The sequence below is a fragment of the Novosphingobium aerophilum genome, assembly GCF_014230305.1.
Classification (GTDB): Bacteria; Pseudomonadota; Alphaproteobacteria; order Sphingomonadales; family Sphingomonadaceae; genus Novosphingobium; species Novosphingobium aerophilum.
Genome location: NZ_JACLAU010000004.1, coordinates 103312 through 118340 on the forward strand (window position 1 = coordinate 103312; position 15029 = coordinate 118340).

General features: G+C 70.3%; 16 protein-coding genes and 1 tRNA gene. 8 read left to right on the forward strand and 9 right to left on the reverse strand.

Going from position 1 to position 15029, the window contains the following annotated elements:
- Positions 1-13: 13 nt before the first annotated feature.
- A complete protein-coding gene (gene rimO, locus H7F49_RS04865; RefSeq protein WP_185682448.1) occupies positions 14-1393 on the reverse strand; it encodes a 30S ribosomal protein S12 methylthiotransferase RimO in 1380 nt (459 codons plus the stop codon).
- A gap of 23 nt (positions 1394-1416) precedes the next feature.
- Between rimO and H7F49_RS04870 the strand changes: the two genes are divergently transcribed.
- On the forward strand, positions 1417-1968 hold the full coding sequence (locus tag H7F49_RS04870; RefSeq protein ID WP_185682449.1) for a hypothetical protein: 552 nt from the start codon (positions 1417-1419) through the stop codon (positions 1966-1968).
- A 3-nt stretch (positions 1969-1971) separates the two neighbouring features.
- A complete protein-coding gene (locus H7F49_RS04875; RefSeq protein ID WP_185682450.1) occupies positions 1972-2382 on the forward strand; it encodes a DUF1761 domain-containing protein in 411 nt (136 codons plus the stop codon).
- A 226-nt stretch (positions 2383-2608) separates the two neighbouring features.
- Here H7F49_RS04875 and H7F49_RS04880 read toward each other — a convergent pair whose 3' ends face one another.
- The 3 genes from H7F49_RS04880 to serS are packed head-to-tail and all read right to left on the reverse strand — an operon-like array spanning position 2609 to position 5664.
- Entirely contained in the window at positions 2609-3607 is a 999-nt protein-coding gene (locus H7F49_RS04880; protein WP_185682451.1) for a peptidoglycan DD-metalloendopeptidase family protein, read from the reverse strand.
- Entirely contained in the window at positions 3607-4368 is a 762-nt protein-coding gene (surE, locus tag H7F49_RS04885; RefSeq protein WP_185682452.1) for a 5'/3'-nucleotidase SurE, read from the reverse strand. Before surE ends, H7F49_RS04880 begins: the two co-directional genes overlap by 1 nt.
- A gap of 15 nt (positions 4369-4383) precedes the next feature.
- On the reverse strand, positions 4384-5664 hold the full coding sequence (gene serS, locus H7F49_RS04890) for a serine--tRNA ligase (protein WP_185682453.1): 1281 nt from the start codon (positions 5662-5664) through the stop codon (positions 4384-4386).
- A gap of 201 nt (positions 5665-5865) precedes the next feature.
- Between serS and H7F49_RS04895 the strand changes: the two genes are divergently transcribed.
- The gene (locus H7F49_RS04895) at positions 5866-6243 is read left to right on the forward strand and encodes a DUF1428 domain-containing protein (protein WP_185682454.1); all 378 of its coding nucleotides are present in this window, start codon (positions 5866-5868) and stop codon (positions 6241-6243) included.
- A 52-nt stretch (positions 6244-6295) separates the two neighbouring features.
- On the opposite strand, the gene H7F49_RS04900 is transcribed toward H7F49_RS04895, so the two are convergent.
- Positions 6296-6370 (reverse strand) — tRNA-Val (locus H7F49_RS04900).
- A 77-nt stretch (positions 6371-6447) separates the two neighbouring features.
- On the opposite strand from H7F49_RS04900, the gene H7F49_RS04905 reads away from it, so the two are divergent.
- Positions 6448-6735 carry a DUF3297 family protein gene (locus tag H7F49_RS04905; RefSeq protein WP_185682455.1) on the forward strand — a complete coding sequence of 96 codons (288 nt, stop codon included), beginning with the start codon at positions 6448-6450 and terminating at the stop codon, positions 6733-6735.
- A 194-nt stretch (positions 6736-6929) separates the two neighbouring features.
- On the opposite strand, the gene H7F49_RS04910 is transcribed toward H7F49_RS04905, so the two are convergent.
- Complete coding sequence (locus H7F49_RS04910; RefSeq protein ID WP_185682456.1) at positions 6930-7580, reverse strand: CHAP domain-containing protein; 651 nt, start codon at positions 7578-7580, stop codon at positions 6930-6932.
- A 151-nt stretch (positions 7581-7731) separates the two neighbouring features.
- Here H7F49_RS04910 and der point away from each other — a divergent pair, with 151 nt between their 5' ends.
- Positions 7732-9111 (forward strand): ribosome biogenesis GTPase Der, encoded by a 1380-nt coding sequence (gene der / locus H7F49_RS04915; RefSeq protein ID WP_185682457.1) that lies wholly within the window; start codon positions 7732-7734, stop codon positions 9109-9111.
- Between the two features lie 66 nt (positions 9112-9177).
- Here the strand turns inward: der and H7F49_RS04920 are convergent, their stop codons facing one another.
- The 3 genes from H7F49_RS04920 to H7F49_RS04930 form a co-directional block, all read right to left on the reverse strand.
- Positions 9178-9351 carry a hypothetical protein gene (locus H7F49_RS04920; protein WP_185682458.1) on the reverse strand — a complete coding sequence of 58 codons (174 nt, stop codon included), beginning with the start codon at positions 9349-9351 and terminating at the stop codon, positions 9178-9180.
- Between the two features lie 228 nt (positions 9352-9579).
- Positions 9580-10791: a DUF418 domain-containing protein gene (locus H7F49_RS04925; RefSeq protein ID WP_235981852.1), complete on the reverse strand. Its 1212-nt coding sequence runs from the start codon at positions 10789-10791 to the stop codon at positions 9580-9582.
- Between the two features lie 29 nt (positions 10792-10820).
- Positions 10821-12005 carry an SPOR domain-containing protein gene (locus tag H7F49_RS04930; protein WP_214647661.1) on the reverse strand — a complete coding sequence of 395 codons (1185 nt, stop codon included), beginning with the start codon at positions 12003-12005 and terminating at the stop codon, positions 10821-10823.
- A gap of 199 nt (positions 12006-12204) precedes the next feature.
- On the opposite strand from H7F49_RS04930, the gene H7F49_RS04935 reads away from it, so the two are divergent.
- The 3 genes from H7F49_RS04935 to H7F49_RS04945 are packed head-to-tail and all read left to right on the forward strand — an operon-like array spanning position 12205 to position 14937.
- Positions 12205-12924 (forward strand): ParA family protein, encoded by a 720-nt coding sequence (locus H7F49_RS04935; RefSeq protein ID WP_185682459.1) that lies wholly within the window; start codon positions 12205-12207, stop codon positions 12922-12924.
- A gap of 13 nt (positions 12925-12937) precedes the next feature.
- Entirely contained in the window at positions 12938-13552 is a 615-nt protein-coding gene (locus H7F49_RS04940) for a hypothetical protein (RefSeq protein ID WP_185682460.1), read from the forward strand.
- A gap of 17 nt (positions 13553-13569) precedes the next feature.
- On the forward strand, positions 13570-14937 hold the full coding sequence (locus H7F49_RS04945; protein ID WP_185682461.1) for a tetratricopeptide repeat protein: 1368 nt from the start codon (positions 13570-13572) through the stop codon (positions 14935-14937).
- Positions 14938-15029 lie beyond the last annotated feature (92 nt).

The following is a 15029-nucleotide window of genomic DNA, read 5'->3' on the forward strand; positions in this document are numbered from 1 at the left end:
CGCAACTGCGGCGTCATGATCCTGCAACAAAGCCGTAGAGATCGTGGGCATCGGCCTCTTCCACGGTGACCTGGACGATGTCACCCGGCTGCAACGTGGCGGGCACCTGGCGCAGGTAGACCGCGCCGTCGATCTCCGGGGCGTCGGCCTGGCTGCGGCCGGTGGCACCAACATCGCCGTCCTCGTCGGGTTCGCCCACCTCGTCGATGATCACCGGCAGGGTGCGACCGACCTTGGCGGCCAGCCGCGCGGCGCTGATCGCCTCGGTCTTTTCCATCAGCCGGGCATAGCGCTCTTCCTTGACCGCTTCGGGCACGGCCCCGGGCAGGTCATTGGCGCTGGCCCCGGCGACAGGTTCGAAGCGGAAGCCGCCGACGCGGTCGAGCTGGGCCTCGTCCAGCCAGTCGAGCAGGTACTGGAAGTCGGCCTCGGTCTCGCCGGGGAAGCCGACCACGAAGGACGATCGGATCGCGATGTCCGGGCAGATTGCGCGCCACTGGCGCAGCCGCTCCAGCACCTTGGCCTCGTTCGCCGGACGCTTCATCGCCTTCAGCACCGAGGGCGCGGCGTGCTGGAACGGGATGTCCAGATAAGGCGTCAGCAGCCCCTCGGCCATCAGCGGGATCACCGCGTCGACATGGGGGTAGGGGTAGACGTAGTGCAGCCGCACCCAGGGCGTCTGCCCGTCCGGGCTGCGGAGCTGGCCCAGTTCCCGGGCCAGGTCGGTCATGTGGGTGCGCACGGCGCGGTCCTTCCAGGTCCGCTCCTCGTGGCGCACGTCGACGCCATAGGCCGAGGTGTCCTGGCTGATCACCAGCAGCTCGCGCGTGCCCGCAGCGACCAGCTTTTCCGCCTCGCGCAGCACGGCATCGATCCGCCGGCTGGCCAGCTTGCCGCGCAGTTGCGGGATGATGCAGAACGAGCAGGCGTGATTGCAGCCCTCGGAAATCTTGAGATAGCCGTAGTGCCGCGGGGTCAGCTTCACTTCGCCGGGATCGGCCTGCGGGATCAGGTCGATATAGGGGCCCAGGCTGGCCGGGGCCGCCTGATGCACCGCTTCGACCACGGCCTCGTACTGGTGCGCTCCGGTGACGGCCAGCACGTCGGGGAACCTAGCGCGGATCAGCTCGGCCTCGTTCCCCATGCAGCCGGTCACGATGACCCGGCCGTTCTCGGCAATCGCCTCGCCGATCGCGCTCAGGCTTTCCTCCTTGGCCGAATCGAGGAAGCCGCAGGTGTTGACCAGCACCACGTCGGCGCCGGCATAGTCCGCGCTCATCGCATAGCCGTCGGCGCGCAGCCGGGTGAGAATGCGCTCGCTGTCGACCAGCGCCTTGGGACAGCCCAGGCTGACCATGCCGACCTTGCGCGGAGAGGGGATTTCCAGTGCCATATGCCGCGCGCCCCTACACGCAGTTGGCGCCCGCGTCGATTGCCGCGTATGAAGCGGCGATCATGCGCATCACCATCACCAAGGGGCAGGCCGACGACGGGATCGCCGGGATTCGCGATGATGGCAGCCGTTTCGCCACCCGCTTCCCCAAGAAAGGGCCGCTGCCGCACGATGCCGTGCACCTGTTCGTCGAACAGGAACTGGGCCTGCGCGGGGCCTTCTGGGGCATGGTCGCCGGGGGCTATCACCCGGAAGAGATCGCCGCGATCGCCCATGCCGCCGGCCACGCCAGCGCCAGCCGCGCCCAGGTGCCCCAAGCGCATATCGTCGAACTGCTCCAGGCCGAACGGATCGTGGAATGCTTCGAGGCCGACCTGTGGTCGGGCGGGAAGGGCGATCCGGCGCTGCTGATTGCCGTGGCCGCCACGGCCTGCGCCGATTCGTTCGTGCCGCTGCCCACGTTCGGCCCGGCCGACGTGGCGGCGGTGCGGGACCAGATCCGCGGGTTTTCGGCCCGGTGGCTGCCCGCTGCGCCCGGGCATGGCGAAACCATCGAATGGCGCGAGGGAGACTGAGCCATGGGTGCGATCAACTGGCTGGCCGTGTTGCTGGCCCCCGGACTGGCCGCCGCGATCGGCCGGGTCTGGTATGGCCCGCTGTTCGGCGGCCTTCCCCCCTTCGCCTTCATGCAGACCGACCGGCGCCCGGACGCCGGCCCGGTGCGCGATGCCATCGCGGGCCTGTTCCTGCTGGCCTTTCCCGCGCTGATGCTGGGGCACAGCCTGGCCCGGATCGGGGCCGAGACCCTGGCGGTCAAGCCGTGGCTCTACTGGATGCAGTCGGGCGGCGTGGCGCTGTTCTTCGTGATCCCGGCGGTGTGGATCAACCAGGCCCGCCACGGCGTGACCCTGCGCGAGGCGCTGGTCGACGCCGGCTTCTGGCTGGTGGCCTACCTCGCCATGGGCACGGTGTTCTGGACGCTGGGGTAAGGGTGCCAAAGGGCAGCCGAGACGAGGATTGATCCTCCGATTGTCTTCGTCATCCTGAACTTGTTTCAGGATCGATCTCTCCTGTGGCGCGGAGCCATCGTGGAAGTCATTGGCCTCGGTGGCGTATCGCAGCCGGACCTGCCTTCATGGCACGATGGATCCTGAAACAAGTTCAGGATGACGAGACGTCAGGCCACCGCACTTGTGAAACGCTCGCTCGCAACCCTCACCGCTTCGGCAGCAGCGCCTCGGGATCGCGGGGTACGGTGTTGCGGCGGATTTCGAAGTGGAGTTCGGTGGTGCTGGTCGATCCGGTGTTGCCGATCAGCCCGACCCGCTCGCCGGCGCGGACCAGTTCGCCCTTTTTCACGGTGACCCTGGACAGCTTGGCATAGGCCGAGAACCAACCCCGGCCGTGATCGATGATCACCACGTTGCCATAGAGGTTGGGTTCCTTGCCGGCGAACCACACCAGCCCCGGCGCGGCGGCGCGGACCGGGTCGCCCTTGGCCCCGGCGATGTCGATCCCGTCGTGCGGGCTGGTCTTGCTGCGGCGGGCGCGGCTTTCGCTGCTGCTCACCCCCTTGGCGCGCAGGACGAAGCCGCGGCGGACCTTGCCCGGCGCGGGCCAGGCGAAGCGCAGCGCCGCCGGCTGGTCGGCGCGGGCGGCGGACCTGGTCTCGTCGGCTTCGTCGTCGCTGTCCGGGGTGGCGGGAGCGGCAACGGGGGGCGGGGCCTTGGTGAGGGTCGGGATCACCAGGGTCTGCCCGGCGCGCACCCGGCCCTTGGGGTCGATCCCGTTGGCCACGGCGATCGCGCTCCACGACACGCCATAGTCCATGGCGATGGCAAAGCCGGTCTCGCCCTCCTTGACCGTGTGGCTGCGGCGGCGCGGGATCACCAGCACCTGGCCTTCGCGCACGGCATAGGGCGGCTTCAGCCCGTTGGCCTCGATGATCAGGATGCGCGGCACCTCGGCCCGGCCCGCGATCCCGCCCAGGGTCTCGCCGGCGAGGACCTTGTGGCGGGTCTCGGTGGTGGGATCGGTGTCGGCGGCGGGGGCAGCCTTGGCGGGGGTCTTGGGGGCGGCCTTGGAAGGGGCCTTGGGCTTAGCCTTGGCCTGGGACCTGGTCGGCTTGTCGGTCGCCGCCAGTGCGGGCAGCGCCGCGGCCAGCGCCAGTCCCGCGATCAGGCGACCCGCCCGGCGCATCAGGCCCCGGCGCATCAGGCGTAGCGGGCCTTGAGCCCGGTCAGCGAACCCTCGTGGGTCAGGTCGAGCTGGAGCGGGGTCACCGTGACGAAGCCTTCCGCGATCGCTTCCAGATCGGTGTCGTGACCGGGGGTGTGCTCGATCCCGTGCAGTCCGAACCAGAAGTAGGGGAAGCCGCGCGGATCGACCGCCTCGACCAGCGAGCCGCGGGCGTAGTCGTGGAAGCCCTGGCGCACCGCCTTGATGCCGCGCACCTCGGCCGCGGGCAGGGGCGGGAAGTTGATGTTGATCAGGGTGCGCGCGGCGAACGGGGTTTCCAGCAGCGGGGCAATGGCCCTGGCGCCCCAGTCCTCGGCAGCATCGAACCGCACGTTGTTGCCCACGCCTTCCTTGGTGTAGACTTGGCTCAGCGCGATCGAGGGGATGCCCGCTAGCGTCCCTTCCATCGCCGCCGCGACCGTGCCCGAATAGGTCACGTCGTCGCCCAGGTTGGCCCCGCGGTTCACCCCCGACAGGATCAGGTCGGGCGCCTGCGGCATGACCTTGCGCAGCGCCATGGTGACCGCGTCGGTCGGCGTTCCCGACACCGAAAAGCGCCGTTCGGCATGCTGGCGCAGCCGCACCGGCTTGGTCAGGGTGAGCGAATGGCCCGCGCCCGACTGCTCCTCGGCCGGGGCGCAGATCCAGACATCGTCGGAAAACTGCCGGGCGATCCGCTCCAGCACGGTCAGCCCGGGAGCGTTGATGCCGTCATCGTTGGTCAGGAGAATGCGCAAGGGGTGAGGGTCCGATCAGTTGGCGGGGGTCAGGCGGGTGATCCCGCCCATGTAGGGGAGCAGGGCGGCGGGAATCGTGACGGAGCCGTCCGCCTCCTGGTAATTCTCCAGCACGGCCACCAGCGTGCGACCCACCGCCAGGCCCGATCCGTTGAGCGTGTGGACGAACTCGGTCCCCTTCTGGCCTTCCGGGCGGAACCGCGCGTTCATCCGCCGCGCCTGGAAATCGCCGCAGTTGGAACACGAAGAAATCTCGCGATAGGCGTCCTGCCCCGGCAGCCAGACTTCCAGATCGTAGGTCTTGCGCGCGGTGAAGCCCATGTCGCCCGAACACAGCAGCATCTTGCGATAGGGCAGGTCCAGCCCCTGCAGGATCGCCTCGGCGGCGGCGGTCATCCGCTCGTGCTCGGCGGGCGAGTCCTCCGGCTTGCAGATGGTGACGAGCTCGACCTTCTCGAACTGGTGCTGGCGGATATAGCCGCGCGTATCCCGCCCCGCCGCGCCCGCCTCGGAGCGGAAGCAGGGGGTCAGCGCGGTCAGCCGCAGCGGCAGGTCCGCCTCGGCGAGGATCTGCTCGCGCACCGAGTTGGTCAGCGAGACCTCGGCGGTGGGGATCAGCCAGCGGCCGTCGGTGGTGCGGAACAGGTCCTCGGCGAACTTGGGGAGCTGGCCGGTGCCGAAGGCGGCCTCGTCCCGCACCAGCAGCGGGGTTGCACACTCGGTGTAGCCCGCTTGCAGGGTCTGTGTATCGAGCATGTACTGCCCCAGCGCGCGCTGCAGCCGGGCCATCTGGCCGCGCAGGAAGGTGAACCGCGCGCCCGAGATCAGCGCCCCGGTCTCGAAGTCCAGGCCCAGCGCCGGACCCAGGTCGGCATGCTCCTTCGGCGCGAAGGCGAAGCTGCGTGGGGTGCCCCAGCGGCTGACCTCGACATTGCCGGCCTCGTCCTCGCCCTCGGGCACGGCGGCATCGGGCAGGTTGGGCCAGCGGGCCAGCTCGTCCTGCAGCCGGGCGGTCAGGTCGCGCTCCTCGGTTTCCAGCTTCGGCAGAACATCTTTCAGTTCAGCCACTTCGGCCTTCAGCCGCTCGGCCTCGTCCTTGTCGCCCTTGCCCATGGCCGCACCGATCGCCTTGGAGGCCTCGTTGCGGCGGCTCTGCACCTCCTGCATGCGGGTCGCCACGGCCCGGCGTTCGGCATCCAGCGCGAGGATCGCGGCAGCTTGCGGCTCAACCCCGCGCCGGGCGAGGCCTGCGTCGAAGGCCTCGGGATTGTCGCGGATCAGCTTGATGTCATGCATGGCCGCGCCATGCCGCAGCCGCCGCGCAGGCGCAAGCCGGGGCGGGGTCCATGGGGCGCTCACTTGTGGGGAAGGGGCGATGACCCGGCCGGAGCCCGGTCGCCGCCGCGAGTCCGCCACCACTCGGCGAATAGGGCTCGGAACGAAGGCCCAGCTGCGGCATCGTAGCCGGGAGAGGGTAGTCGGGAGAGGAGAGAGGCCATGTCGTTTGTCGATGGGTTCGTGATTGCCGTGCCGCATGCCAACAAGGAACAGTTCGTGGAGCATGCCCGCCACTTCGACGAGATGCTGATGGCCGAGGGCGCCTTGCGCGTGGTCGAATGCTGGGGGGTCGATGTGCAGGCGGGCCAGCACACCGATTTCCGCCGCGCGGTCGATGCGCGCGAGGATGAGGCGGTGTGCTTCAGTTGGGTCGAATGGCCCGATCGCGCCACCCGCGATGCGGCCCACGCGCGCTTCGCCGAGAAGATGGCCTCCGGCGAATGGGCCGAGACGGCGGGGAGCCAGCCGGACATGCCCTTCGACGGCAAGCGGCTGGTGTTCGGCGGTTTCGAGCCGGTGCTGGTGCTCGACCGCTGACCGGCGCATGCCAGCCCTGTCGCAACGATCCTTGGGGAAAGCCCGGAGGGAATGGTGGGCGCGACAGGGATTGAACCTGTGACCCCACCCGTGTGAAGGGTGTGCTCTACCGCTGAGCTACGCGCCCATTCCGCCGGGAGCAGCGCCCATAGAGGCCTCCGCACGAATTGACAAGCGGGGAATGGAGCCTAGAGGCGCTTGGCCATGAGCGAAGAAACCTCCTCCGGTCCGGACACCCCGCCCGATCGCCTCGCGATCAATCCGCGCAGCCCCTTTTTCGACGCGGACAAGCTCCAGCGCGGCGTGGGCATCCGCTTCAAGGGCGTGGTGCGCACCAATGTCGAGGAATACTGCATTTCCGAAGGCTGGGTGCGCGTCCAGGCGGGCAAGACGCTGGATCGCAAGGGGCAGCCGTTGACGATCAAGCTCAGCGGCCCGGTCGAGGCCTGGTTCGAGGATCTGGGCGCGAACGCGCCAGTCGCCAAGGCCTGAGAGCGGCTGGGGCCAAGCCTGGCGCATGGCCTTCGACAGGCTCAGGCCGAGCGGGCCTTGCTGAATGGTGCGGTCCCTCCGCCTTGGCGGAGTGGGTTGCGGTGACCGGGGAACAGGCGCCTGCCGTCGTCCGCCGGCACAAGATCCGCTCAGGCTGAGCTTGTCGAAGCCCACGCGCTGGCGCAGCACCGGGCTCAGCGCTTCACCGCCAGCCGCGCGGCGATGATGGCGCCGATCGGATCGGACACCGAATCGATCACGCGGGTGCCCCTGGGGGTCTGGTCGATCCGCTTGGGATAGATGAAGCCCTGCACCGGCCAGGCGGTGGACCCCAGGTTCTGGATCGGGGCGAACCACACGCGCACCTGGCTCCAATCATTGTCGGGCGAAACATCGACCGCGCGGACATTGTCCTCGATCTGGCCGCGGCGTCCGTTGATCGGGCTCCAGTTGGCATGGCGCAGCAGCACGGTGCGCGAATCGACGATCCGGCTGACCGCAGCGACATGGCCCAGTTCCATGCGACCATAGGGCTGGAACGTCATCACCGCACCGACCCGCGGCCGGTTGCCCCGGGCATAGCGGCCCTCGGCCTGGCTCCACCAGGTCCAGGCATCGCCGCGGATCTGGATGCCGCTGACCTGCCGGGCGTAAGGCACGCACTGCAGGTAGGGCGGAAGTTCGCTGCCGCCGCCGCCAGACACGCTGTCCCGCTCGTCGTCGTCGTGGCGGTCGCCCCGCGCGCGCTCGACATCGATGGCCGATTCGGCGTGGACCGGGGCGGTCGCGGCAAGGAGAGCGCAGGCGCCCAGCAGGGCAGAAAGGCGCGGATGGGCAGTTCGCATCGTCCGGCTCTTGCGCGGTTTGTGGTTAAGCGAGGGTCGCGGAAAATGGTTAACGCGATCCTTGCAATGCAATAAGGGGAATGCCGGGGCAACCCGCCCGCGGCCGGTCGTGCTTGCGCCCGGCGCGGAAAAGCGGCAGGGCGGCGCTTCCATGCTCCCCCAGGTCATCATCATCGGGCGTCCCAACGTCGGCAAGTCGACCCTGTTCAACCGGTTGGTCGGCAAGAAGCTGGCGCTGGTCGACGATCAGCCGGGGGTCACGCGGGACCGCCGCTTCGGCGAGGCTCACCTGCTCGGGCTCGATTTCACCGTGGTCGACACCGCCGGGTGGGAGGACGATGATCCTGCCAGCCTGCCCGGCCGCATGCGCGCCCAGACCGAGGCCGCGCTCGAGGGGGCCGACGTCGCCCTGTTCGTGATCGACGCGCGCGCGGGGCTGACCCCGCTCGACGAGGAGATCGCCCGCTGGCTGCGCGAACAAAGCGTGCCGATCGTCCTGCTCGCCAACAAGGCCGAGGGGCGCCAGGGCGATGGGGGGCTCTACGACGCCTTCTCGCTGGGCTTCGGCGAGCCCATCGCGTTTTCGGCCGAGCATGGCCAGGGGCTGGGCGACCTGTTCGAAGCGCTGCTCCCGCTGATCGAGGACAAGCAGCCCGATCCCGCGGACGAGGCGAGCGCCGACGAGGAAGACTACGATCCCAAGGCCGTGCTCAAGCTGGCCATCGTCGGCCGGCCGAATGCGGGCAAGTCCACCCTGATCAATGCGATGCTGCGCGAGGACCGCCTGCTGACCGGGCCCGAAGCCGGGATCACCCGCGATTCGATCGCGGTCGACTGGGCCTGGACCGATCCGGCAAGCGGCGAGGAGCGGCCGGTGCGGCTGATCGACACCGCGGGGATGCGCAAAAAGGCCCAGGTGGTCGAAAAGCTCGAAAGGCTCTCGGTCGCCGATGCCCGCCGGGCGATCGACTTCGCCGAGGTGGTCGTGCTGCTGCTCGACGCCACGCGCGGGCTTGAGCATCAGGACCTCAAGATCGCCTCGCTGGTGCTGGAAGAGGGCCGCGCGCTGATCATCGCGATCAACAAGTGGGACGTGGCGGAGAACGCCTCGGGCCTATTCAACGGGATCCGCGCGGCGCTGGACGAAGGCCTCGCGCAGGTTCGCGGCGTGCCGCTGCTCTCGGTCTCGGCGCGCACCGGCAAGGGGCTCGATGCGCTGATCGGCGCGGCCTTCTCGATCCGCGATGCCTGGTCCAAGCGCGTGCCGACCGCCGCGCTCAACCGCTGGTTCGACGATGCCCTGTCGGCCAACCCGCCGCCGGCGCCGGGCGGCAAGCGGATCAAGCTGCGCTACATCACCCAGGCCAAGACGCGTCCGCCCAGCTTCGTCATGTTCGGCACCCGGCTCGACATGCTGCCGGAAAGCTATCGTCGCTACCTGATCAACGGGATCCGGCGCGAACTGGGCTTCGATGCGGTGCCGATCCGGCTTACCCTGCGCAGCCCGAAGAATCCCTTCGCCAAGGACTGAACAGCGCAGGCTCCGACCCGGCGGGGCGGGAGGCCGTTCGCCAGCGTTCCGGCTCGTCGCGCCCGTTCACGGTTCCAGCCCCAGCGCGGCCCAGAACTCCGCGGCGCTGAGCACGCGCGGAGAGCCGGTGCCGGCCTTTCCCTCGACCGCCCGCCGCCACGAGGAATGGGGCAAGGCGATCGTGCCGCTGCGATAGGACCGGGGGGACGCCTTGCGGCGGGGAGATGAGGTGCGCGCCATGCTTCGTTTCCTTCAGGAAAACACGAATCGCGCGTTGGTCGCGTGGGTTCGTGCGCTTTAGCCTTTGGTGACGCGGGGCAAGCTGGACGGATCAAAAGCCGCGGCCGCTGCCGGGTGGGACACGGGAGAGAGGAGAGCCCGGCAGCGACGGATTAATGTCTACTGATATGGTAGACTCGTGTCGAGCAAGTCTGTCTTGCGGCCGGCCAAGCCCAACTGTTCGCCCGCTCAGCGGCGCAGCGGCATCCGTCGGCCATAGGTCAGGCAGCGCCACAGCCATTCCAGCGGGCCATGGCGGAACCGTGCCAGCCAGGGCCGGCTCCACCCCAGCATCAGGGCCCAGCCGCCCAGCAGGAACGGCCAGAGCCAGTGCTCCGGAACCTGTCCCACCCAGCCCAGACCCCAGCCGTAGAACAGGCTGGTCATCACCACGGTCATGCCCAGATAGTTGCTGAAGGCCATCCGTCCCGCCGCGACCAGCCGGTCGCCGAGCGCAGTGCGCAGCAGGGCAGGCGCGGCCAGGATCAATGCGGCGAGATAACCGAGCGCCATCAGCAGGTGCGGCAGGGCCATGTGATAGGCCAGCATCTGCACCATCCGCACCGGCGGAAAATGGCGGCTCCAGGCGAAGGCCACGAGCAGGCCCGTCAGGAGACCGCCGATCCCGATCCCCAGCGCGGCGAGGCCGGCCAGCCGGCGCCGGGACCAATGTCCGGCGTACAGCCCGGTGCGGAACAGGGCCATGCCGATCAGCATCAGCGGCAGGCTTTCGCCCAGTGTGCCCACCGCTGCCCGCAGCGGCTCGTCTGGCTGGGTGCTCAGCTTGCCGATCACCTGGGCGGCAAAGCCGCGGCGATAGCCGGCCAACTCGCGTGCGGTGGCGACCGCATCCTTGCGCCGTTCGCGGGCATAGGCCTGCGCCTCGGCGGGTGGCGCGACGGCCTGCAGAACCCGCTCCTCGGCGCGGATCTGGGGCAGGCCCACCGCCGCCATGGTCAGGTGCCAGCCCGCGAACAGCGTGACCCCGGCGATCATCAGGGCGGCGGGCCGGGCCTGGCGGAAAGCGAGCGCGGCAAACCCGGCGATCGCGTAAGTGAACAGGATGTCGCCCCACCACAGCAGCAGGAAGTGAAGGTAGCCGAACAGCGCCAGCCAGCCGAGCCGGCGCAATTGCAGGCGCTCGCCCGCCACGAGGTCGCCCGGATCTCGCGCCTCGGCGCGATCGATGAACAGCAGCAGCGAGGCGCCGAACAGCAGGGTGAACAGCGCGCGCATCTTCCCTTCGAAGATGATCGTGTTCAGCGCGAACCACGCTTCGTCCGCGCGGCTGCCGGGATCGGGGAGGTGCGGCGAAAGCGAGGCGGCGATCGGTCCGGCATAGGCGCCGAGGTTGATCGCCAGGATGCCGAGCACCGCGACCCCGCGCACGAGGTCAAGCAACGGCAGCCGGTCCGCTTCGGTCGGGATGGTCAGTCCTGCACGGGCAGGCAGGCGATGCCCGCCGCCGAGAGCGCCGAGCAGGCCCGGTTCGCCGCCTCACGGCTGGCATAGCCGGTCGCGAGCAGCCGGGTCACCGCGCCAGCCTTGACGTTGGCGCGCGGGTGACCGGCGATCTCCGGACGCCCCTTGACCCGGGCCCACAGCGCATCGGCATTGCTGGCCACGCCGAAGGCACCAAGCTGAACCCGCCATGGCCCGGTTGCCGTGGCCACTGCGGCAGCCGGACGGGGCGCCGGGCGGACCACCGGGCGCGGAGCGGGCGGGGGAGCCTCGGCCATGTCACCCGGATCGGACGGTGCAGGTGCCGCCGGCGGCGTCTCGGCCTGGGCCAGACCGAAGGGCGGACGTGGCGCCGGGAGCGGGGCAGGGAGTGGCGCAGGCGGAAGCCCGGTCGGCACGGCCCCTGTCGACGGCAAGCCGGCCGTCGCCACCTGGGCCGGGCGGGGGGGCACGACCGGCCTGGCCGGGGCGGGCGGGCTGCCGCGGGGGGGCGAGGCCGGCGCGGCGGAAGCGGGCGCGGCAGGCGGGACGATCCGGCTGCCCAGGTCGGCGGCGGCCAATTGATTGCGCCGGTTGGTCTCGGCCTCCTCGCCCAGCTTGGCCGCCAGCGAGGCGGCGGCCTGCCGCTGGGCGAGCGGGATGTGCTGGTCCATCTGGGTGATCGCCGGCGCGGCCTGGGGCAGGCCCGCGCTCTGGGCCAGGGTCATCAGCGCATAGGCCCGGACCCAGTCCTTCGGTGCCAGATCGCCATTGAAGTGGGCAATGCCCAGCAGGTACTGTGCCCGCGGATCGCCGCGGTCCGCCGCCGAGCGGATATAGGGCATGGCGGCGGCACGCTCGCCGCGATCGAACATCATGAGGCCATAGAAATCGCCGGCCTCGAGGTGTCCCTGGGCGGAGGCCTTGCCGAACAGCATTTCGGCCTTGGCCAGATCGCGCGTTACGCCCCGGCCAAGGCGGTAGGCCTGGGCAAGGCGGAACTGGGCGTCGGGGTCGCCCTGCGCGGCGGGACCCTCCCATTCGCGAACCGCTGCGGCATAGTCACCTCGGTTCCACGCATCTTCGCCAGTTTTGACATCGGCCATGGCCGGCACCGCCACGATGAGCGCCACGGCGGCGACCGAACAAAGACCCAGCGATCGACCGAAAAGCATTTCTGTTTCCCCACGCCCAACCGGCTCGCGCCGAGTACTGCCACAACCGCGGGACTCGTGGCAAAGACTTTGTCCTTACTGCCAATCTTCCTTTACACCCGCTTTTCCCGCCCCCCGCCAGTTAACCCGATCTTAGGGGTGCGCGTGGTTTGTTGCCCCGGATTTGGCAGATTAGCCGGTATTCCGGGGGACTTAGACCGTGCGTGTATTGGCTCTGGCTTCGCAGAAGGGTGGATCGGGCAAGACCACCTTGTCCGGCCATCTCGCCGTGCAGGCCCAGCGGGCCGGGGCGGGGCCGGTGGTGCTGATCGACATCGACCCGCAAGGTTCGCTGGCCGACTGGTGGAACGAGCGCGAGGCCGACATGCCGGCGTTCGCCCAGACCACCGTGGCGCGGCTCGCGGCCGATCTCCAGGTGCTGCGCCAGCAGGGCTTCAAGCTGGCCGTCATCGATACCCCGCCGGCGATCACCATGGCCATCCAGTCGGTCATCGCGGTCGCCGAACTGGTCGTCGTGCCGACCCGGCCGAGCCCGCATGACCTGCGCGCGGTCGGGGCCACGGTCGATCTGTGCGAGCGCGCCGGCAAGCCACTGATCTTCGTGGTCAACGCGGCCACCCCGAAGGCGCGGATCACCAGCGAGGCGGCCATCGCGCTCTCGCAGCACGGCACTGTCGCCCCGATCACCCTGCACCAGCGCACCGATTTCGCCGCGTCGATGATCGACGGACGCACCGTGATGGAGGTGGATCCCACCGGCCGCTCCGCGATGGAGGTTGCCGCGCTGTGGAACTACGTGGCCGACCGGCTCGAGAAGAACTTCCGTCGCACCGTTTTCGCGGCGCCGGCGGCAACGCCGGGTCATGCCGCGGTGCATCGTCCGGTCGGCGGCTTCGGCCGCCGCGTCGCCGGTTCGTGAGGGAGCGCCGCCGATGACCAGCTCCCGCGCCTTCGCCTCGCTGTCCTCCGCGCTGCTCGCCCGCAAGGGTGGTGCGCGCCCCGCCATGCGCTCGGCCCTGCATGACCCGGCCCATGATTCGGCCGAAGCGCCCCGCCACGATCCGCTCAGCGATCTCGGCTGGAACGACATGGGTTTCGACGTGGCGCCGGCATCGGTCCAGCCTGCTCCGGCCCCTGCCGACATGACCGCTCCGCTGGCCGTGGTGGTGTTTGAGCCGATGCAGGACCCCCTGCCGGACGCTGCGGCGCCGGCCCAACCGCCGGCCCAACTGCTCGCCTCCAAGCCGGCCCCGGCCGAGGTGGTGCCCCTCCTGCGCGAGGCGCCCGCCGCGCCGTCCGCCCGGTCCGCAGCCGCGCGACCGGCCTCGCTCGGCGAGATCGGCACCCGCGCGATCACCCGACGGACCCGCACCGCGGCCTTCACGCTGCGGCTGGATCCGGACCGCCACTATCGCCTGCGGGTCGCCTGTGCGCTGCAGGCGCGCAGTGCCCAGTCGCTGGTGACCGAAGCCGTCGATCGTTTTCTCGACCAACAGCCCGACCTCAACCCGCTGGCCGCCGTTGGCGGTGCCCAGCGGATCGCCTGACCTGACAGGACCTTGCCATGAACACCTCGCGCGAATTCCCTGGTCCGTTGCTGAGCCGCGCTGCGGCAGCGGTGAGCATTGCGGCCTCGCTGTCGATCCTGGGCGGTTGCGCCGGTTCGGCATCGCCGCGTTCGGCCTCGGCCGAGCCGGCGGCTTCGGTCCGCACCGCGGATCGCGCTCTGGCCAAGGCCGAACAGGCCGTGCAGCGGGCGCCGCAGGATGCCGCCGCACGCGCCGCCCTGGCCCAGGCCTACCTCGCGGCCGGGCGTTTCCAGTCGGCTGCGACGACCTTCGATGATGCGATGTCGCTGGGCGACAACAGCGCGCGCACCGCGCTTGGCCTGGCGCTGGCGCAGATCGGCCTCGGCCGCCAGCGCGAGGCCGTCGCCCTGCTGGACGACTGGCGCGCCGAAATTCCGGCGAGCGACCTGGGCCTCGCCCTCGCTCTGGCGGGGGAACCCGCGCGCGGCGTGGCGATCCTCAGCGACGCCGCCCGCTCGGGCGAGAGCACGCCCAAGCTGCGCCAGAACCTGGCCTATGCCTATGCCCTGTCCGGCCGCTGGACCGAGGCGCGCGTCATGGCCGCGCAGGACCTGCCCGCGGCCGAACTGGACCGCCGCATGGCGATCTGGGCGCTCTCCGCGCTGCCGGACCGGACCCAGGAACGCGTTGCCGGCCTGATCGGCGCACCGCTGCGCAGCGATCCCGGCCAGCCGGCCGCGCTGGCGCTCCGCAGCGATCCCGGCCAGCCGGCCGCGCTGGCGCTCCGCAGCGATCCGGTGGGCGAGCAGCTTGCCGCCCAGTCCGCCCGTCCGCTGCCGGCCGCGCCGGCTCCGGTCGCCGCTACGGCTCTTGCCCAGGCCGGTGACGAACTGCCCGCCACCCCCGCCACTGCGGAATCGGTGGCCGTGACCCAGAACCTGGCGGCCCAGACCGATCAGCCGGCGGCCGAACCCGCAGGCAAGGCCCTGCCGCGCCCCAGCGTCGCCTCGGCCTTTGCCCGGCTCACCCCCAAGCCCGCACGCTCGGCGCGCCCGGCCCTGATGGCGGCCGCAGCGGTCAGCGCCGTGCGCGGCACCCACCTGGTCCAACTGGGCGCCTTCTCCAGCAAGCAGGGCGCGCGGCGCGCCTGGGGCATCTTCGTCCAGCGCACACCGCACCTTGCCAGCTTCCGGATGACGATCACCCAGGCCAATGTGCGCGGCAAGCAGCTGTGGCGTGTGGCGGCTGCCGGGCTTAACGGTTCGGGCGCGGCCAGCGGGCTCTGTTCGCAGGTCAAGTCCGGCGGAGGGGCCTGCTTCGCCTATGCCACGCCGCTGCGCCCCACCGCCGTGCCGGTGTTGCCCGGTCGCGACCTATCGGGCCCGCAGCGCGCGCGGCGTTAACGCTTCGACAGGATTTGACGGTCTATACCCGGCCCATCGACCAACCTTGTTCAGCCCCTCCGACATCCCTCGGAGGGGTTTTTTCTTGTCCG